25 protein-coding genes (1 of these 25 running past the window's edge) are annotated in these 16,475 nt (G+C 49.3%); 23 read left to right on the top strand and 2 right to left on the bottom strand.

What is annotated here, in order from left to right; all coding sequences use genetic code 11:
- Positions 1 to 3: 3 nt before the first annotated feature.
- From rplF to PAECUDRAFT_RS09545, 22 genes are all read left to right on the top strand, one after another.
- On the top strand, positions 4 to 546 hold the full coding sequence (gene rplF, locus PAECUDRAFT_RS09645) for a 50S ribosomal protein L6 (RefSeq protein ID WP_006037931.1): 543 nt from the start codon (positions 4 to 6) through the stop codon (positions 544 to 546).
- Positions 547 to 607: 61 nt separating this feature from the next.
- Positions 608 to 976 (top strand): 50S ribosomal protein L18, encoded by a 369-nt coding sequence (rplR, locus tag PAECUDRAFT_RS09640; RefSeq protein WP_006037930.1) that lies wholly within the window; start codon positions 608 to 610, stop codon positions 974 to 976.
- 29 nt (positions 977 to 1,005) lie between these two features.
- Entirely contained in the window at positions 1,006 to 1,503 is a 498-nt protein-coding gene (rpsE, locus tag PAECUDRAFT_RS09635; RefSeq protein WP_006037929.1) for a 30S ribosomal protein S5, read from the top strand.
- Positions 1,504 to 1,516: 13 nt separating this feature from the next.
- Positions 1,517 to 1,696: a 50S ribosomal protein L30 gene (gene rpmD / locus PAECUDRAFT_RS09630; protein WP_006037928.1), complete on the top strand. Its 180-nt coding sequence runs from the start codon at positions 1,517 to 1,519 to the stop codon at positions 1,694 to 1,696.
- A 52-nt stretch (positions 1,697 to 1,748) separates the two neighbouring features.
- Entirely contained in the window at positions 1,749 to 2,189 is a 441-nt protein-coding gene (gene rplO, locus PAECUDRAFT_RS09625) for a 50S ribosomal protein L15 (protein ID WP_006037927.1), read from the top strand.
- The gene (gene secY / locus PAECUDRAFT_RS09620; protein WP_006037926.1) at positions 2,189 to 3,487 is read left to right on the top strand and encodes a preprotein translocase subunit SecY; all 1,299 of its coding nucleotides are present in this window, start codon (positions 2,189 to 2,191) and stop codon (positions 3,485 to 3,487) included. The genes rplO and secY overlap by 1 nt, the downstream gene beginning before the upstream one ends.
- A gap of 83 nt (positions 3,488 to 3,570) precedes the next feature.
- Positions 3,571 to 4,221, top strand: a complete 651-nt coding sequence (locus PAECUDRAFT_RS09615; protein ID WP_006037925.1) for an adenylate kinase — start codon at positions 3,571 to 3,573, stop codon at positions 4,219 to 4,221.
- The gene (map, locus tag PAECUDRAFT_RS09610; protein ID WP_040711984.1) at positions 4,221 to 4,979 is read left to right on the top strand and encodes a type I methionyl aminopeptidase; all 759 of its coding nucleotides are present in this window, start codon (positions 4,221 to 4,223) and stop codon (positions 4,977 to 4,979) included. Before PAECUDRAFT_RS09615 ends, map begins: the two co-directional genes overlap by 1 nt.
- Positions 4,976 to 5,266 carry a KOW domain-containing RNA-binding protein gene (locus tag PAECUDRAFT_RS09605; protein WP_006037923.1) on the top strand — a complete coding sequence of 97 codons (291 nt, stop codon included), beginning with the start codon at positions 4,976 to 4,978 and terminating at the stop codon, positions 5,264 to 5,266. Before map ends, PAECUDRAFT_RS09605 begins: the two co-directional genes overlap by 4 nt.
- Before the next feature lie 2 nt (positions 5,267 to 5,268).
- On the top strand, positions 5,269 to 5,484 hold the full coding sequence (gene infA / locus PAECUDRAFT_RS09600) for a translation initiation factor IF-1 (RefSeq protein WP_006037922.1): 216 nt from the start codon (positions 5,269 to 5,271) through the stop codon (positions 5,482 to 5,484).
- A gap of 41 nt (positions 5,485 to 5,525) precedes the next feature.
- The gene (gene rpmJ / locus PAECUDRAFT_RS25225; RefSeq protein ID WP_003333770.1) at positions 5,526 to 5,639 is read left to right on the top strand and encodes a 50S ribosomal protein L36; all 114 of its coding nucleotides are present in this window, start codon (positions 5,526 to 5,528) and stop codon (positions 5,637 to 5,639) included.
- A 22-nt stretch (positions 5,640 to 5,661) separates the two neighbouring features.
- The gene (gene rpsM / locus PAECUDRAFT_RS09595) at positions 5,662 to 6,030 is read left to right on the top strand and encodes a 30S ribosomal protein S13 (RefSeq protein WP_006037921.1); all 369 of its coding nucleotides are present in this window, start codon (positions 5,662 to 5,664) and stop codon (positions 6,028 to 6,030) included.
- A gap of 19 nt (positions 6,031 to 6,049) precedes the next feature.
- A complete protein-coding gene (gene rpsK / locus PAECUDRAFT_RS09590; protein ID WP_006037920.1) occupies positions 6,050 to 6,445 on the top strand; it encodes a 30S ribosomal protein S11 in 396 nt (131 codons plus the stop codon).
- Positions 6,446 to 6,571: 126 nt separating this feature from the next.
- Positions 6,572 to 7,516 carry a DNA-directed RNA polymerase subunit alpha gene (locus tag PAECUDRAFT_RS09585; RefSeq protein ID WP_006037919.1) on the top strand — a complete coding sequence of 315 codons (945 nt, stop codon included), beginning with the start codon at positions 6,572 to 6,574 and terminating at the stop codon, positions 7,514 to 7,516.
- 128 nt (positions 7,517 to 7,644) lie between these two features.
- Positions 7,645 to 8,010: a 50S ribosomal protein L17 gene (rplQ, locus tag PAECUDRAFT_RS09580; RefSeq protein ID WP_006037918.1), complete on the top strand. Its 366-nt coding sequence runs from the start codon at positions 7,645 to 7,647 to the stop codon at positions 8,008 to 8,010.
- A 321-nt stretch (positions 8,011 to 8,331) separates the two neighbouring features.
- Positions 8,332 to 9,078: a tRNA pseudouridine(38-40) synthase TruA gene (gene truA, locus PAECUDRAFT_RS09575; RefSeq protein WP_006037917.1), complete on the top strand. Its 747-nt coding sequence runs from the start codon at positions 8,332 to 8,334 to the stop codon at positions 9,076 to 9,078.
- A 310-nt stretch (positions 9,079 to 9,388) separates the two neighbouring features.
- Positions 9,389 to 9,826, top strand: coding sequence for a 50S ribosomal protein L13 (gene rplM / locus PAECUDRAFT_RS09570; RefSeq protein WP_006037916.1), 438 nt, complete (start codon positions 9,389 to 9,391; stop codon positions 9,824 to 9,826).
- Between the two features lie 19 nt (positions 9,827 to 9,845).
- The gene (gene rpsI / locus PAECUDRAFT_RS09565; protein WP_006037915.1) at positions 9,846 to 10,238 is read left to right on the top strand and encodes a 30S ribosomal protein S9; all 393 of its coding nucleotides are present in this window, start codon (positions 9,846 to 9,848) and stop codon (positions 10,236 to 10,238) included.
- A gap of 182 nt (positions 10,239 to 10,420) precedes the next feature.
- On the top strand, positions 10,421 to 11,116 hold the full coding sequence (locus PAECUDRAFT_RS09560; protein WP_006037914.1) for a phosphoadenylyl-sulfate reductase: 696 nt from the start codon (positions 10,421 to 10,423) through the stop codon (positions 11,114 to 11,116).
- 35 nt (positions 11,117 to 11,151) lie between these two features.
- Positions 11,152 to 12,321: a sulfate adenylyltransferase gene (gene sat, locus PAECUDRAFT_RS09555; RefSeq protein ID WP_006037913.1), complete on the top strand. Its 1,170-nt coding sequence runs from the start codon at positions 11,152 to 11,154 to the stop codon at positions 12,319 to 12,321.
- Between the two features lie 108 nt (positions 12,322 to 12,429).
- Positions 12,430 to 13,191: an N-acetylmuramoyl-L-alanine amidase CwlD gene (gene cwlD, locus PAECUDRAFT_RS09550; RefSeq protein WP_006037912.1), complete on the top strand. Its 762-nt coding sequence runs from the start codon at positions 12,430 to 12,432 to the stop codon at positions 13,189 to 13,191.
- A gap of 127 nt (positions 13,192 to 13,318) precedes the next feature.
- Positions 13,319 to 14,380, top strand: a complete 1,062-nt coding sequence (locus tag PAECUDRAFT_RS09545) for an Mrp/NBP35 family ATP-binding protein (protein ID WP_006037911.1) — start codon at positions 13,319 to 13,321, stop codon at positions 14,378 to 14,380.
- Between the two features lie 62 nt (positions 14,381 to 14,442).
- Here the strand turns inward: PAECUDRAFT_RS09545 and gerD are convergent, their stop codons facing one another.
- Positions 14,443 to 15,135: a spore germination lipoprotein GerD gene (gene gerD / locus PAECUDRAFT_RS09540; protein WP_006037910.1), complete on the bottom strand. Its 693-nt coding sequence runs from the start codon at positions 15,133 to 15,135 to the stop codon at positions 14,443 to 14,445.
- Positions 15,136 to 15,335: 200 nt separating this feature from the next.
- Here gerD and PAECUDRAFT_RS09535 point away from each other — a divergent pair, with 200 nt between their 5' ends.
- Positions 15,336 to 15,980 (top strand): KinB-signaling pathway activation protein, encoded by a 645-nt coding sequence (locus tag PAECUDRAFT_RS09535; RefSeq protein WP_006037909.1) that lies wholly within the window; start codon positions 15,336 to 15,338, stop codon positions 15,978 to 15,980.
- A 6-nt stretch (positions 15,981 to 15,986) separates the two neighbouring features.
- On the opposite strand, the gene pdaB is transcribed toward PAECUDRAFT_RS09535, so the two are convergent.
- Positions 15,987 to 16,475, bottom strand: partial view of a polysaccharide deacetylase family sporulation protein PdaB gene (pdaB, locus tag PAECUDRAFT_RS09530; protein WP_006037908.1) — the 3' portion only. 324 nt of this gene lie beyond the right edge of the window; only the last 489 of its 813 coding nucleotides appear in the window; its start codon lies beyond the right edge, outside the window — the gene reads right to left on this strand; it ends in the stop codon at positions 15,987 to 15,989.

The raw sequence follows: 16,475 nt of genomic DNA, 5'->3' as shown, positions 1-16,475 counted from the left end.
ACAATGTCCCGTATTGGTCGCAAACCGATCGCTGTACCGGCAGGCGTTAACATCAGCCTGAACGACAGCGTCATCACTGTAAAAGGACCTAAAGGCTCCCTTTCCCGCGCACTGCACAAAGATATGAAGATCAATGTAGCAGAAAACGAGATCGTGGTAGAACGTCCTACTGACAACAAACTGCACCGCTCCCTGCACGGAACGACGCGTAGCGTTATTTCGAACATGGTAAGCGGCGTAACGGATGGTTTTGCAAAAACGCTTGAGCTCGTTGGCGTTGGTTACCGTGCACAAAAGAGCGGCGAGAAAGTCGTTCTTAGCGTAGGGTACTCCCACCCAGTTGAGATCGCTCCGGACAACGGCATCGAATTCGAACTGCCGTCCCAGACGAAAATCATCGTTCGCGGCATCGACAAAGAGCTTGTCGGCGCAACGGCGGCAAAAATTCGCTCCGTACGTGAGCCAGAGCCGTATAAAGGCAAAGGTATCAAGTATGAAGGCGAACGCATCCTCCGCAAAGAGGGTAAAGCTGGTAAGAAAAAATAAGCCGCTTAACAACCGGCTTATCTCGATAGCAGCATAAGAAAACGGAAAGGAGTGACTACGAATGATTACGAAAGGCGATAAAAACAAAGCTCGTCTTAAGCGTCATCTGCGTGTTCGTAAGAAAATTAACGGAACGACTGCGCGCCCGCGTCTGTCCGTGTTCCGTTCTTCGAAACATATGTACGCGCAGCTGATCGACGACGTAAACGGCGTAACAATCGCTGCAGCATCCACGCTCGATAAAGAGCTGGTTGAAGCAATTGGCAACGGCGGTAACGTTGAAGCGGCTAAAAAAGTTGGCGAAGCAATCGCAACTCGTGCGAAAGCTAAAGGCGTAACTGAAGTCGTGTTCGATCGCGGCGGCTATCTGTACCATGGACGTATTCAAGCACTGGCTGATGCAGCTCGCGAAGCAGGGCTCGAATTCTAATAAAATTTTTAACAAGGAGGTAAAACGACTTGCGTGTAGATCCTAATACGTTAGAACTGACTGAAAAAGTTGTTAACATCAACCGCGTATCTAAAGTAGTAAAAGGCGGACGTCGGTTCAGCTTCAGCGCTCTCGTTGTTGTCGGCGACGGCAAAGGCTACGTAGGCGCTGGTATCGGTAAAGCTGCCGAAGTTCCAGACGCGATTCGCAAAGGCATTGAAGATGCGAAGAAAAACCTGGTTCACGTTCCGCTCGTAGGAACAACGATCCCGCATCAAGTTATCGGTCACTTTGGCGCTGGCGAAGTTCTTCTGAAGCCTGCTTCCCAAGGTACGGGTGTTATCGCCGGCGGTCCAGTTCGTGCAGTACTCGAGCTGGCTGGCGTAGGCGACATCCTGACGAAATCGCTGGGTTCCTCTAACTCCATGAACATGGTTAATGCAACGCTTGAAGGCCTTTCCCGCCTGAAACGTGCAGAGGACGTGGCGAAGCTTCGCGGTAAAACCGTACAAGAGCTTCTGGGTTAAGGAGGGAAACACGATGGCGAAATTGCAAATTACGCTTGTTCGCAGTCTAATCGGCCGCAACGAAAAGCAACGTGCTACAGTTGAATCGTTTGGTCTGCGCAAGCTTCACCAATCGGTTGTCCTGAACGACAGTCCGGCTATTCGCGGTATGGTTAACGCAGTTAACCACTTGGTTAAAGTTGAAGAAGTTTAATTTTAACCTCTATAGATTTTAAGGCAAACCATTTAAGGAGGTGCTACGAACGATGAAATTGCATGAGCTCCAACCTGCAGAAGGTTCCCGTAAAGAGCGCAAGCGTATCGGTCGCGGTATCGGTTCCGGTAACGGTAAAACGGCTGGCCGCGGTCACAAAGGGCAAAACGCTCGCTCCGGCGGCGGTGTTCGTCCAGGCTTCGAGGGCGGTCAGAACCCATTGTACCGTCGCGTACCGAAACGCGGCTTCAACAATCGCTTCCGCAAGGAATACGCGATTGTCAATATTGAAGAATTGAATAGCTTTGCAGCAGGAACAGAAGTAACTCCAGAATTCCTTCTGGAGCAAGGGATCGTCAAAAACCCATTGAGCGGTATTAAAGTATTGGGCAACGGCGAAATCAAGGTTCAACTGACTGTTAAAGCTAGTAAGTTCTCTCAATCTGCGGTAGAGAAAATCCAGGCTGCCGGCGGTAAAACCGAGGTGATCTAATGTTCAAGACGGTGTCCAACATTTGGAGAGTGGAAGACCTTCGCAAGAAGATCCTGTTTACGCTTTTCATCTTGCTGATCTACCGAATCGGTTCGTTTATCCCGGTTCCGAATATTAATACGGATGTGTTCAAGGAAGCTAATACTGGTGCAGACCTGTTTGGCCTCTTGAACACTTTCTCGGGTGGCGCATTGTTCCATTTCTCGATCTTCGCGATCGGGATTATGCCATACATCACTTCCTCTATCATCGTACAGCTCTTGTCGATGGACGTTATTCCGAAGTTTACGGAATGGGCGAAGGAAGGCGAGAATGGTAAAAAGAAACTTGCGCAAATAACTCGGTACGGCACGATCATCTTAGGCTTGATTCAAGGCTTTGGTACGGCTGTAGGCTTTAACCGTAGATATGCTTACAAGATGGTCATTGATGATTCGTTCACGACTTATCTTATGATCGCAATTGTCTTGACTGCTGGTACAGCTTTCTTGATGTGGCTGGGCGAGCAAATTACGGAACGCGGTATCGGCAACGGCATCTCGGTTCTGATCTTCGCGGGTATCGTAGCGGCTATGCCGGGACATATTCGTGATATCTATGCATCAGAGTTCGAGAACCCAGGCGATCTGCTCTTCTGGAACATCCTGAAGGTAATCCTTATCGTAATTGTGGTAATCGCAGTTATCGTAGGCGTTATCTTCGTCCAACAAGGTATACGTAAAATCCCGGTACAATATGCTAAACGTGTAGTTGGCCGGAAAATGTACGGTGGACAGTCGACCCACATCCCGCTGAAGGTTAACGGTGCAGGCGTTATTCCAGTAATCTTCGCAATCTCGTTGCTCATGTTCCCGATTACGATCGCACAGTTCTGGGCTAATACAGAATGGGCACAGTGGGTTATCAAGAACATGTACTATGACAAACCGCTTGGTATGGTTCTGTACGTTATCTTGATTGTCGGCTTTACCTTCTTCTACACATTTGTTCAAATCAACCCGGTACAGATGGCAGATCAGATGAAAAAGAATGGCGGTTATGTTCCAGGCGTTCGTCCGGGCAAACCAACTTCATCGTACATTACGCGCGTTATGACTCGTCTGACGCTTGCAGGTGCGATTTTCTTATCACTTATCTCGCTGCTCCCAGTTGCCTTTGGCAAATTGGCAGGCTTGCCGCAGGGCGTTCAATTAGGTGGTACTTCGCTTCTGATCATCATCGGGGTTGCACTCGATACGATGAAACAGATCGAGAGCCAATTGATCAAACGCCATTACAAAGGGTTTATCAATAAATAACAGTAGGTTCAAATCGGGATCCGGGCGTTGGCGACAGCGTCGGACCCGAAGGGACCTATTGTGCTTAAAGCGAGGAACACGGAATGAACATTCTATTCATGGGACCTCCAGGAGCTGGTAAAGGAACGCAAGCTGAGCGCATTGTCGATCAGTTCTCCGTGCCGCATATCTCGACCGGTGACGCGTTCCGCCTAGCTATGAAGCAAGGCACTCCAATGGGCCTAAAAGCAAAAGAGTTTGTTGATCAAGGCTTGCTTGTTCCGGATGAGATTACGAACGGAATCGTACGGGATCGCTTGCTTCAAGATGACTGCTCTAACGGCTTTTTGCTTGATGGATTCCCGCGTACGCTGCAGCAAGCAGAAGCGCTTGACAGCATGCTCGCGGACATGGGTCGCACGATCGATCACGTCGTTAACCTGAAAGTTGATCGCGGATTGCTGCTTGCTCGTTTGACGGGTCGCCGCATCTGTAAATCGTGTGGATCTACGTATCACGTCATGTTCAACCCGCCGAAACAGGAAGGCGTTTGTGACAAGTGCGAAGGCGAGCTGTACCAACGCTCAGACGATACCGAAGAAAAAGTCGGTACGCGTCTTGACGAGTACATCTCGAAAACAGCACCGTTGCTCGCTTACTATGACGGCAAATCGCAACTTCGTGAAGTTGATGGGGAACAGGACATTGATGTAGTAACTGCTGAGATCGTATCCGTTCTGCGGGGTTCACGCTAATGATCATTTGCAAGTCGGAAGCGGAGCTTCGTCTGATGAGGGAAGCAGGGCGTATAGTCGCGGATACGCATCGGTTGCTTAAGCAATCGATACGGCCGGGAATTACGACCCGTGATCTGGATCAGATCGCCGAAACGTATATTCGGAGTCAGGGCGCCATTCCATCTTTTAAAGGTTACAATCAATTTCCTGCCAGCATATGCGCTTCTGTAAACGATCAGCTAGTGCATGGCATACCGGGTAATCAACAGTTGGCAGACGGAGATATCATCAGCATTGACATTGGTGCGCAATATCAGGGATATCATGGCGACTCCGCTTGGACGTATGGCGTTGGAACCATTTCTGCTGATGCGCAGCGATTGCTCGATGTAGCGGAACAATCTCTGTATGCAGCGCTGGAACTGATTAAACCGGATGTTCGACTCTTCACGATATCGCATGCTGTACAAAAGGTTGTCGAGGATGCGGGATTATCGATTGTTCGTGAGTATGTCGGTCATGGAATCGGCTCAAAGCTTCATGAAGAACCGCAAATTCCGAACTACGGCATTCCGGATCGGGGCCCACGGCTTAAGCCGGGTATGGTCCTCTGTATCGAACCGATGGTTAACCTCGGTGAACGCTACGTCCGGACGCTGGAAGACAACTGGACAGTCGTCACGGTTGACGGCTCGTGGTGCGCTCATTTCGAGCATACTGTCGCAGTAACCGAGACTGGTTATGAAATACTAACCAAATCGGATGCTCAGGCATGATGCACGTTGATGATGCACCGCAGATCGGTCAGATCGCTTTCGTACTTCGTGGTAAGGATGAGGGCGGTTATGCGGTTATTATCGGTATCGTAGATAATCGTTTTGTTCTCATCGCTGATGGCGATAAGAAACGATTTGATCGGCCGAAGAAGAAGAACATCGCGCACCTTGTGCTTCAGTCGGTCGTCAGTACCGAAGTTGCAGACAGCATGAGTGAGACCGGCCGGGTGACGAATGCCAAGCTGCGCTACGCGATTCAGAAGTTCGTGCAAGCGAAAGGAGAATGACGGTGGCTAAGGAAGACGTCATTGAGGTCGAAGGTACGGTAGTAGAACCGCTACCTAACGCAATGTTCAAGGTGGAGCTAGAGAACGGTCATCAAATTTTGGCTCACGTATCCGGCAAACTGCGCATGCACTTTATCCGGATTCTTACCGGAGACAAAGTTGTTATCCAGTTATCGCCTTATGACTTATCACGTGGACGCATTACCTATCGGAAGTAAGCCTTTCGGGCTTGCGCCGAAGGATTCGGGAGGTAGTCACAATGAAGGTTAGACCTTCGGTTAAGCCAATTTGCGAGAAATGCAAAGTTATTCGTCGCAAAGGCAACGTTATGGTGATTTGTGAAAATCCTAAACACAAACAAAAACAAGGCTAGTTAAAGGAGGGAAACAAGGCATATGGCACGTATTGCTGGTGTTGACTTGCCACGCGACAAACGCGTCGAGATCGCTCTCCAATACATCTTCGGCATCGGTCAAACGACTGCTAAGAAGATTTTGGCGACGACTGGCGTTGACGCACAAACGCGCGTTCGCGACCTGACGGAAGACGAAGTTAGCAAACTGCGCGAAACGATCGACAAATCGGTTAAAGTGGAAGGCGACCTGCGTCGCGAAATTTCGCTTAACATCAAACGTCTGATCGAGATCGGCTGCTATCGCGGTGTTCGCCATCGTCGTGGACTGCCAGTTCGCGGTCAACGTACGAAAACGAATGCTCGTACGCGCAAAGGTCCTCGTCGTACTGTAGCGAACAAGAAGAAGTAAGAAGGGAGGATAACAGACAATGGCTAAACCTAAAAAAGTCGTCCGTACGAAACGTCGTGATCGTAAAAATATCGATACCGGCGTAGCGCACATTCGTTCGACGTTTAACAACACGATCGTAACGATCACGGATCCACACGGTAATGCAATCTCTTGGGCAAGCTCCGGTAACCTTGGTTTCAAAGGTTCCCGTAAAAGCACGCCGTTCGCAGCTCAAATGGCAGCGGAAACGGCTGCTAAAGCAGCTATGGAGCATGGCATGAAAGTGGTAGAAGTTATGGTTAAAGGACCTGGTGCTGGTCGCGAAGCGGCAATCCGCTCCCTCCAAGCTGCTGGTCTTGAAGTTAACCTGATTAAAGACGTTACGCCGGTTCCGCACAACGGCTGCCGTCCACCGAAACGTCGCCGCGTATAATTCAGTCTTGCTGTGGTATCAAATTACAGCAACTTGTGAATAATGGTTGTGAAGGTTTGGCATACTACATGATTCGACTGAAAACGTACGGTGAACGGAGCGACGTTTTGAAGGAGGGTATTACTAGTGATTGAGATCGAAAAGCCGAAAATCGAAACCGTTGAACTTACTGATAACGGCACATACGGACGTTTTGTAATCGAACCGCTTGAGCGCGGATACGGTACGACGCTGGGGAATTCGCTTCGCCGGATTCTGCTTTCGTCGTTGCCGGGCGCAGCTGTGACTTCGGTACAAATCGACGGCGTGCTGCATGAGTTTTCTACGGTTCCCGGAGTGATCGAGGACGTAACCGAGATCATATTGAACCTGAAAGGCCTGTCGCTCAAAATCCACTCCGATGAAGAAAAGGTTTTGGAAATTGATGCAGAAGGCGAAGGGAATGTAACGGCGGGCGACATCCGCGCGGACAGCGATGTCGAGATTTTAAATCCTGATCTTCATATCGCGACCTTAGCCTCCGGTGCGCGGCTCCATATGCGGGTATTCGCCAATCGTGGACGCGGGTATGTACCTGCGGATCGCAACAAGAAAGAAGATCAACCGATCGGCGTAATTCCCGTAGATTCGATTTACACGCCCATTACCCGTGTCAATTACAGCGTAGAAAATACTCGTGTCGGCCAAGTTACCAACTATGATAAGCTCACCTTAGAAGTTTGGACTGACGGAAGTATTCGACCGGAAGAGGCTGTAAGCCTCGGCGCTAAAATTTTGACCGAGCATTTGGACCTGTTCGTCGGATTGACCGATGAAGCCAAAGACGCGGAAATTATGGTCGAGAAAGAAGAAGATAAGAAAGAAAAAGTACTCGAGATGACGATCGAGGAACTGGATCTTTCCGTTCGTTCTTACAACTGCTTGAAACGTGCAGGCATTAACACGGTTCAAGAGCTGATCACGAAAACTGAAGAAGATATGATGAAGGTGCGTAACCTTGGTCGTAAATCTTTGGAGGAAGTACAAGAGAAGCTCGAGGAACTGGGTTTAGGCCTCCGCATGGAAGAATAGAGACAATCATGAGAACACAAGAAGTGGGATAACTTAAGCGATTGCTTACGTTTCGTTGCCGATTCATTCGGATGCTGGCAGCGTAAGCGCTAATCGGTTAAGCGGTCTTGCAGAAGGAGGAGAAATCGATGGCTTACCAAAAGTTGGGCCGTGACGCAAGCGCGCGTAAAGCACTTTTCCGCGACCTCGTCACTGACCTGTTCCTGAACGAGCGCATCCAAACGACGGAAGCAAAGGCGAAAGAAGTTCGTTCTATCGCTGAAAAGCTGATCACGAAAGCTAAAAAAGGTGATCTTCATGCACGTCGCCAAGTTGCTGCTTTCGTTCGCCGTGAAACAATTGATGGCGAACAAGACGCAATCCAAAAGCTGTTCTCCGAACTGGCCACCCGTTACTCGGAACGTGCGGGCGGATACACGCGGATTCTTAAGCTAGGACCGCGCCGCGGTGATTCAGCACCTATGGTGTATTTGGAACTGGTGGATCGCGCGTAATCGACCGGATGGATCGGATGAGAAAGGGTGGACCTTCGCGGCCACCTTTTTTTCTTGCGCGATACCGGAACGCGTGGATGCGTTGCGATAGACGGTTTAACGAACCACTATCAACAGCTGCGTGTATCGAATTTTAAAGCTGTTAACATGGGGATAGGTGGCTGATGATTATCTTATCCACTTGTTGATAAGCTTGATAGACTCAATTAAAGCCGACATTCTGGGGATATTGTGGGCTAGTGTGTGGATAGGGGAAACGAAGTGTAAAAGCTGCATCAGGATGAGGCGTGCTTTTGGCTTTGCAAGAGGGGAGGGGTTGCGATGAGTCGTAATATTGTGATGACCGTCAGCTATGACGGGACGACGTATAGTGGCTTTCAATCACAGCCTAGCGGCAATACGATACAGGATATTGTCGAAACTGCGATACATTCGTTAACGGGCGAGCAGCTTCGTATCATCGGCTCAGGTCGTACAGATGCCGGTGTGCATGCGCGTGGCCAAGTATTTAACTTTCATACGGAGTCGCGCATACCACAAGAGCGGTGGGCTTTAGCGATGAATACAAGGCTGCCTGATGATATTGTCATCTTGGAGGCTTGGGAAGCGCCTGAGGCGTTCCACGCTCGTCATTCAGCGAAGCGGAAGACTTATCGGTATACGATTGACCGTCGCAAGTTCCCTGATGTTTTTAGCCGAATGTATGCCTTCCATCATCCAACGCCGCTGCAGGTGGGCGCAATGCGCGAGGCGTTGACGCATTTGATCGGCGAGCATGACTTTACATCGTTCACCTCGATACAATCTACACAGCCTCACCATGTTCGCACGATATTCGAAGCATGGCTTGAAGAGGATGGCCCATTACTGTATTTATTTGTGACGGGAAATGGCTTCCTATATAATATGGTTCGGATCATTGCGGGAACGATGATGTGGGTAGGTGAAGGTAAGCTTGCTCCAGCAGATATTCCTGCTATGTTGGCCGCAGTTGATCGTACGTGTGCCGGTCCGACGGCTATGGCGCATGGGCTCATGTTATGGAACGTGGAGTACCCAGCGGAGTAGTCTCGATTAGCAGGGATAATGGGTTATGGCGTTAACGATCAAGGGCGTTATTTGTTCATGTTCGCTATAGCAGCATTTGATCATGTTAAATATGCAAATAATCGAGAAATGCCAGAGAAACCCTCTTGCTAAAGACCGTTACTTATAGTAGTATATAACTTGTGCATTTTTAATGGCTATCCCACAGCCCCGATTAAAAATGTACAGCATTGACGCAACAAACTTGGCACCTTTAACGAACGAATTAAATCTTGAAACGCGCGAACGTTTCATTATAAATGGATTGGTTACATTTTAAGGAGGAACACCCATGCGTACTACCTTTATGGCAAAGCCGAATGAAGTTGATCGCAAGTGGTTTGTGATCGACGCTGAAGGCAAAACGCTGGGCCGTCTGGCCAGCGAAGCGGCTTCCTTGATCCGCGGTAAACACAAACCTGAATTTACTCCTCACGTTGATACGGGCGACTTCGTTGTTATCATCAACGCTGAGAAAATTGTCCTCACGGGCAAAAAGCTTCAAAACAAAAAGTACTACCGTCACTCGATGTATCCAGGTGGTCTGAAAGTGACTACGGCGAACGACATGCTCCAGAAACACCCAGAGCGCGTTCTCGAGGCTGCTGTACACGGCATGCTTCCGAAAAACCGTCTTGGCGACAAAATGAAGCTCAAGCTTAAAGTCTATGCTGGTTCGGAACATCCGCACCAAGCACAAAACCCTGAAGTGTACGAGCTTCGCGGTTAATTAAAGGGAGGACAGTTTCATGGCACAAGTCCAATACTATGGAACCGGTCGTCGTAAACACTCCGTAGCACGCGTTCGTCTCGTGCCGGGTGAAGGACGAATCATTGTTAATAAACGCGATCTGGATGAATATTTCGGTCTGGAAACGCTGAAACTCATCGTGAAGCAACCGCTCACGCTGACTGACACAACTAACAAATACGACATCATCGTTATCGCTAACGGCGGTGGCATCTCCGGTCAAGCAGGCGCAATTCGCCACGGTATCTCCCGTGCATTGCTCAAAGCTGATCCAGAGTTCCGTCCATCGTTGAAACGTGCAGGATTCCTGACGCGTGACCCACGTATGAAAGAACGTAAAAAATACGGTCTTAAAGCAGCACGTCGCGCTCCACAGTTCTCCAAACGTTAATTCGTTTCCCATACCTCTTCTGTTGCACGTTGTGCAGAGAAGAGGTATTTTTGTTGTAATGATGGGCTTGGAAGTGCCCACTACGTTTAAATTAATCCATTGTACAAACGGATTGAAAGACGTATAATCAAGTTAATGTAGATTATATTACTTGGATTTATTCCTGTGTGGAGGTTTTGACGATGAACTTGTTAGAAAAAGAAGCGCTCGCAGCCCAGAAAGCAATCGAACTTGAAGATGCGACGCCAGAAGCCATCATCCAATACGCCATTGAGACGTTCCCGAATATTACGTTTGCATGCAGCTTCGGCGCAGAGGACGTTGTGCTCGTCGATATGATTCAAAAAGTGAATCCGAATATTGATATTTTCTATTTGGATACGGACTTCCACTTCGAAGAAACTTTGCAAACGCGTGATGCGTTAGCAGAACGTTACCCGAACATTCGTTACGTACAAGTGAAGCCGGAAATTACGCCAGAAGAGCAAGCGGCACAATTCGGCGATGAGCTGTGGAAAAACGATCCGAACCAATGCTGCAACATTCGTAAGGTTCAGCCACTGACTAAAATTTTGAGCCAATACGAATGCTGGATTACGGGTATCCGCCGTGACCAAGCGCCAACGCGTGCTAATTCGAAAAAAGCCGAGTATGACTACAAGTTTGGCCTCATGAAGTTCAATCCGCTCGCTAGCTGGACTAATGAGGATGTATGGAACTACATTCGCGAGAACAACGTGCCATACAACCCATTGCATGACCGTAACTATCCATCGATCGGATGTACGCATTGCACACGTCAAGTTATGCCAGGTGAAGATCCGCGTGCTGGACGTTGGTCGGGTAACGACAAGACGGAGTGCGGACTGCATAAATAAGGTAGGGCTATCGAATAGAGGAGGAACGAAGCACAATGAGTAATATTTTGCCGCATGGTGGCGTACTGGTAAACCGGGTTGCCGCTGGTGCTGAACGTGAAGCATTATTGGAAGAAGCAAAATCTTTGCAACAGCTCGTCATCAACAACTGGACAGTTTCTGACCTTGACCTGATTGGCGTAGGCGCGTTCTCGCCGCTTACAGGCTTTATGAACGAAGCTGACTATCGTTCGGTAGTTGAGCGTATGCGCTTGGCTGACGGCACGGTATGGAGTATCCCGATTACACTCGCAGTTGAGCCAGCTAAAGCTGCTGCACTGGCTGCAGGCCAGCGCGTAGCGCTTGTAGGCGAAGATGGCGTTGTGTATGCAGTACTGTCTGTCGAAAGCATCTATAACGTCGACCAGAAGGTTGAAGCGGTTAACGTATTTAAAACAGACGACGTTGAGCATCCAGGTGTCGCGAAACTGTTTGAACGTCCTTCGACATATGTGGGCGGACCAATTACGGTATTGAACCGTCCTGTTCCTGAGAAATTTAACGAGTTCTACTTCGATCCAGCTGAAACCCGTCGCATCTTCGCTGAGAAGGGCTGGCGTACGGTTGTTGGATTCCAAACGCGTAATCCCGTGCATCGTGCACATGAATATATTCAAAAGAGCGCAATGGAAATCGTCGATGCCCTCTTCCTCAACCCGCTTGTCGGCGAGACGAAGTCGGACGATGTTCCCGCTAACGTTCGGATGAAGAGCTACATCGCGCTTCTTGAGAACTACTATCCACAGGATCGTACGTTCCTCGGCGTATTCCCGGCTGCTATGCGCTATGCTGGTCCGCGTGAGGCGATCTTCCATGCGATGGTCCGCAAAAACTATGGCTGCACGCACTTTATCGTAGGCCGCGACCATGCTGGCGTAGGCGACTACTACGGCACGTACGAGGCACAAGATCTGCTTCGCTCGTTCTCGGCTGAAGAGCTCGGTATTCAACCGCTTTACTTCGAGCACAGCTTCTTCTGCACCAAATGCGGCAACATGGCTTCCAGCAAAACTTGCCCTCACGGCAAAGAAGATCATTTGACGCTTTCCGGTACGAAAGTTCGCGCACTTCTGCGTGACGGCGTTTGCCCGCCGCCAGAATTCTCGCGCCCAGAAGTTGCGAAAATTTTGATCGAAGGCATGGCTGTAGAACCGGTTAACGGTTAATCGCTACGTCATTTGTCATATTCAACCGCCTCGTCCCATAAGGATGGTAAAGTACAGGCTTTCTCGTAAAGCCCGCTTACCAATCGCGTGGGACGGGGTGGTTTTTTTATGCGGCGTTACCGCAGCCGAATCGTAATCTGGTTAAATTACAAGGGGACTATACGCATTGCGATTGGATTGCTTATCGTGATGGCAGCAGCTGTGCTCATCGTGCAGGACTTCCCGGCCTCTCGGACATCTACCACATGGTCATTGCCGCTATCTGGAAAGACCATAGCAATCGACGCAGGGCATGGAGGGATCGATGGGGGAGCTGTCAGCAAGCAAGGCGCAATCGAGAAGGACCTCAACCTGGCAATTGCGCTTTATTTACGTGATTATTTGCAGCAAGCCGGCGCGCTTGTCGTCATGACGAGGGAAGGCGATTACGATCTGGCTTCTCCCGATACGAAAGTGACGGCTAGAAGGAAAACGGAGGATCTGGTGAAGCGTGTTGCGTTTATCCGGGAGAACAAAGCGGATCTCGTCATTAGCGTTCACATGAACAGCATTCCATCTCCAAAATGGTCGGGCGCACAAACGTTCTTTTACCCGAACAACACGAACAATAGCGTTATCGCTGCGCTCATTCAAGACGAAATCCGTCGGAACTTGACAAATACGAACCGAGTGGCTTCCGTCATACGGAATGAGGTGTACCTCATGAAGCAAATAAAAGACATTCCGATGGCGCTCGTTGAGGTTGGGTTCTTATCGAATCCAGCGGAAGCGGCTCGTCTAGCGGACGGGAATTACCAGCGTTCGGTGGCGGCAGCCATTTATCAAGGCATACTGCGCTTCAGCGCAGGAGAGAAGCCTGGGGCGCCCTAAGCGCCCAAGTAATCAATCCGAGTAGGCGAATCGAAGACGATGCCCAACTGTGCTATAATAGCCTTTAAAGCATGGACGAATCTATTCGATCTAATATCGTATCTAGCCGAAGGTGGAATGAGAAACGATGGTAACTCGTGAGCAAGTAATAGACATCGTCCGCGTCGCTGCGGATGAGGCAGGTTTTGTAGGCGCTGCGGCGCAATTCAGGGACGTTGTGGTGAAAGATGGGCAAGTATCGATGACCGTGCTTGCTGAGGCAGGAGAACGGCAAGCTGCACTGGAAGAAGCGCTTCGTACGGCGCTTATCGGTGCAGGGGCAACCAGCGTGCATTGTCGCTTCCGGCTGCCGAATGAAGCGGCTTCAGTCGCTACAGACAAGCAAGAGACGCCGGTTAAGGGACACGGTGGCCTGTTAGAGCCCACACCGCTCTTGTCGCCAGAAAGCGGCACGAAATTTATTGCGATAGCAAGCGGTAAGGGAGGCGTAGGCAAGTCGACTGTTACGGTTAACTTAGCCGTTGCTTTAGCCCGTGCTGGCAAACGTGTAGGACTAATTGATGCGGACATCTACGGCTTCAGCGTACCGGACATGATGGGGATTGAAGAACGTCCTCAGGTTGACGGGGACCGCATTATCCCAATCGAGCGCTTTGGCGTCAAAGTTATGTCGATGGGCTTTTTTGTAGAGGACAACAGCCCCGTCGTATGGCGCGGGCCGATGCTTGGCAAAATGCTGCGCAACTTCTTCGCCGAAATCGAGTGGGGCGAGCTTGATTATATGCTGCTGGATCTCCCCCCGGGAACAGGAGACATCGCATTGGATGTTCATCAAATCATCCCGCAGAGCCAAGAGATTATCGTGACCACACCGCATGCGACCGCGGCATTTGTCGCAGCTCGCGCTGGGGCGATGGCCATCAAGACCGAGCATGCGATCGTTGGTGTCATCGAGAATATGTCTTATTACGTCAGTACCCAGACTGGCGAGAAAGAATATGTGTTCGGACGCGGAGGCGGCGCGAGGCTGGCTGAACAGCTTAACGCCGAGCTGATGGCTCAGATTCCGTTAGGCGCGCCAGACAACCACCCTGCAGAGCCAGATTTTTCACCATCGGTATACAAAGCTGATAGTGAAACCGGCCAGCTATATGCTGCTCTTGCACAACGCGTAATGGAAAAAATATAACAAAATGACCCATGACAGAGATACTCGCATATCTTCTGCATGGGTCATTTTGCTGTTCGCAGTTAGACGGAGGAGTCGCCGCTGTCGCCCTCGGATTCGGAATCTTTGGAGGAATCGCCGCCGCTTCCGCTTTCCTCGCTGCTGTCGTCTTTTTTCTTATCGACCGGTTCATCAGGCTTAGGCTTAAGCTCTTCCTGTACCGCCTTTTTAAGCAGCTCAAGCAATTCAAGACGGAACAAGGGATTTTGCATGGAATCCTGCATAAGTGACATGACTTGTTTCCGGTACTGTGAGCTTTGGAGCACTTCAAGAATCATTTTATCCATTTCAGGTGTCTTCAGCACTTGAATGAGATCCTTTTGATACGTCGGGTCCTTCAGCAAATCCTTATGAATTTGTTTGTTTTGCGAATTTACGGTTTTGGCGAATTCTCCCGCGAAGCGAGGATCAGTCATGAGTTTATTAATGACCTTATCATATTCAGGCGACACTAGAACCTCTTTGACTGCCATTCGTACTTGCTCCTGGTCTTGCACGGAAAGCAGCTTTGAGCTAAAGCCGCTATTGCCCGTCTGCGCATTTGCCGATTCCTGCAACGCTTTCTGGGCATCTTCAGTCTTGAGAATGTCGATAACCATTGATTTCATATCCTTGTAGCTAATGGGCTCGCTCTGAGCGGAGGGCTCTGCGCCACAGGCCGTCAGCATCAGTAAGATACTCGCCACTACTATCCACAATCGCCATTGGATAACCATGATCCGCCGTCTCCTTCCGTTAGTACAAGCTGTATACAGCCGTAATAGCCGAAAATTAGCTTACACCGTTTCATGGTGTTAGTATGCGCAAAGTTCACGCGATTATCATCGGATTGGATTAGCTTTTTGTTGCGGACATGGTAAAATGAAGGGTAGGTTATCGAAGAGGACTTCGAGATGATGCGGAGGTAGGGACAGGCATGAATTTGAAGAAGTTGTTTTTCCTATTTTGGAGCTGTATGGCCCTCGGTGCTGTCGTATGTACGCTGCTGGGTCTAATGCTGCAATTTACGGATCAATCGTTTGGTTTTTTGAAAGCGGATGAAATCGGATATAATGTATTTAATATGGCTGTCAGTGGTCTGATGATTGGCGTATTTAGCCAGTTGGGCTTCTTTGCATATTTGACTGCAAGTTATATCGCACTTAGCATATTCCGCCGGAAGTTTTTATGGACAACCCTTCAAGGGTATTCATCGGCTTTTGCGGTATTCGCACTCGGCTACATGCTGTATGGGGAACGTGACAAGCTAAGCGACTGGCTATATTGGGTATTGCCGCTTGCACTGTTTATCGGCTCGATCCTAGTCGCATTCGTTAAAGTGAAACAAACGAATAAAAGCGCTTTTGTATCTACGGTGTTCTTGATGTTCGTCGTCACCGTCTTAGAAGCTTGGCCGAGCATTAACGGAGATGAAACGAATGCAGTTTCCGTCTTCTTTATGATAACGCCACTGTTTATATGTAATGCATACCAAATATTGCTGCTGCATCGACTCGTTGGGAACTCCAAGCAAGAAGCCGACTCCGCGACTATCACGAAATCGGCTAACTCAGCTTCTTAAGTCTCATTAAAGTCCGAAAGCTGCAGCTTCCATCCGGGCAGAGGGATCTGACAAGGTATCGGTATTTACCGTTTTGCCTTGAAGTTCCGTCTGCCCGATCATTTGGGACACGGTTACGAATTCATAACCTTTAGCTTTTAATTGGTCGATAATAGCAGGCAATGCTTCATGGGTTTGTTTACTGGAATCGCTGGCATGCATAAGAACGATATCCCCTGGATGTGCACGCGACACGACACGGTCGATGATATTGCTTGTGCCAATATTCAGCCAATCGCGCGAATCCGTATCCCATTGAATGACTTTGTAATTCATTTCCTCTGCAATTCGAAGGACACGTTTGTCAAAATCGCCATTCGGCAGTCGAATCAAGCTCGGCGATTTGCCAGTTAATCCAGAAATGATCGTATCCGCCATGCGAATTTGCGAACGGATTTCATCATCGCTGAATGTGCTGTAATCATCATGCTTATGACCATGGCTTCCGATTTCATA

This window comes from Paenibacillus curdlanolyticus YK9 (assembly GCF_000179615.1).
Lineage (GTDB): Bacteria > Bacillota > Bacilli > Paenibacillales > Paenibacillaceae > Paenibacillus_T > Paenibacillus_T curdlanolyticus.
This window is presented reverse-complemented; position numbering and strand designations above follow the sequence as displayed.

What these genes read in the sequence shown, in the direction of transcription:
- rplF (WP_006037931.1), top strand. Translation starts at nt 4, where the DNA reads ATGTCCCGTATTGGTCGCAAACCGATCGCTGTACCGGCAGGCGTTAAC.
- rplR (WP_006037930.1), top strand. Translation starts at nt 608, where the DNA reads ATGATTACGAAAGGCGATAAAAACAAAGCTCGTCTTAAGCGTCATCTG.
- rpmD (WP_006037928.1), top strand. Translation starts at nt 1,517, where the DNA reads ATGGCGAAATTGCAAATTACGCTTGTTCGCAGTCTAATCGGCCGCAAC.
- rplO (WP_006037927.1), top strand. Translation starts at nt 1,749, where the DNA reads ATGAAATTGCATGAGCTCCAACCTGCAGAAGGTTCCCGTAAAGAGCGC.
- secY (WP_006037926.1), top strand. Translation starts at nt 2,189, where the DNA reads ATGTTCAAGACGGTGTCCAACATTTGGAGAGTGGAAGACCTTCGCAAG.
- PAECUDRAFT_RS09615 (WP_006037925.1), top strand. Translation starts at nt 3,571, where the DNA reads ATGAACATTCTATTCATGGGACCTCCAGGAGCTGGTAAAGGAACGCAA.
- map (WP_040711984.1), top strand. Translation starts at nt 4,221, where the DNA reads ATGATCATTTGCAAGTCGGAAGCGGAGCTTCGTCTGATGAGGGAAGCA.
- PAECUDRAFT_RS09605 (WP_006037923.1), top strand. Translation starts at nt 4,976, where the DNA reads ATGATGCACGTTGATGATGCACCGCAGATCGGTCAGATCGCTTTCGTA.
- rpmJ (WP_003333770.1), top strand. Translation starts at nt 5,526, where the DNA reads ATGAAGGTTAGACCTTCGGTTAAGCCAATTTGCGAGAAATGCAAAGTT.
- rpsM (WP_006037921.1), top strand. Translation starts at nt 5,662, where the DNA reads ATGGCACGTATTGCTGGTGTTGACTTGCCACGCGACAAACGCGTCGAG.
- rpsK (WP_006037920.1), top strand. Translation starts at nt 6,050, where the DNA reads ATGGCTAAACCTAAAAAAGTCGTCCGTACGAAACGTCGTGATCGTAAA.
- rplQ (WP_006037918.1), top strand. Translation starts at nt 7,645, where the DNA reads ATGGCTTACCAAAAGTTGGGCCGTGACGCAAGCGCGCGTAAAGCACTT.
- truA (WP_006037917.1), top strand. Translation starts at nt 8,332, where the DNA reads ATGAGTCGTAATATTGTGATGACCGTCAGCTATGACGGGACGACGTAT.
- rplM (WP_006037916.1), top strand. Translation starts at nt 9,389, where the DNA reads ATGCGTACTACCTTTATGGCAAAGCCGAATGAAGTTGATCGCAAGTGG.
- rpsI (WP_006037915.1), top strand. Translation starts at nt 9,846, where the DNA reads ATGGCACAAGTCCAATACTATGGAACCGGTCGTCGTAAACACTCCGTA.
- PAECUDRAFT_RS09560 (WP_006037914.1), top strand. Translation starts at nt 10,421, where the DNA reads ATGAACTTGTTAGAAAAAGAAGCGCTCGCAGCCCAGAAAGCAATCGAA.
- sat (WP_006037913.1), top strand. Translation starts at nt 11,152, where the DNA reads ATGAGTAATATTTTGCCGCATGGTGGCGTACTGGTAAACCGGGTTGCC.
- cwlD (WP_006037912.1), top strand. Translation starts at nt 12,430, where the DNA reads ATGCGGCGTTACCGCAGCCGAATCGTAATCTGGTTAAATTACAAGGGG.
- PAECUDRAFT_RS09545 (WP_006037911.1), top strand. Translation starts at nt 13,319, where the DNA reads ATGGTAACTCGTGAGCAAGTAATAGACATCGTCCGCGTCGCTGCGGAT.
- gerD (WP_006037910.1), bottom strand. Translation starts at nt 15,135, where the DNA reads ATGGTTATCCAATGGCGATTGTGGATAGTAGTGGCGAGTATCTTACTG.
- PAECUDRAFT_RS09535 (WP_006037909.1), top strand. Translation starts at nt 15,336, where the DNA reads ATGAATTTGAAGAAGTTGTTTTTCCTATTTTGGAGCTGTATGGCCCTC.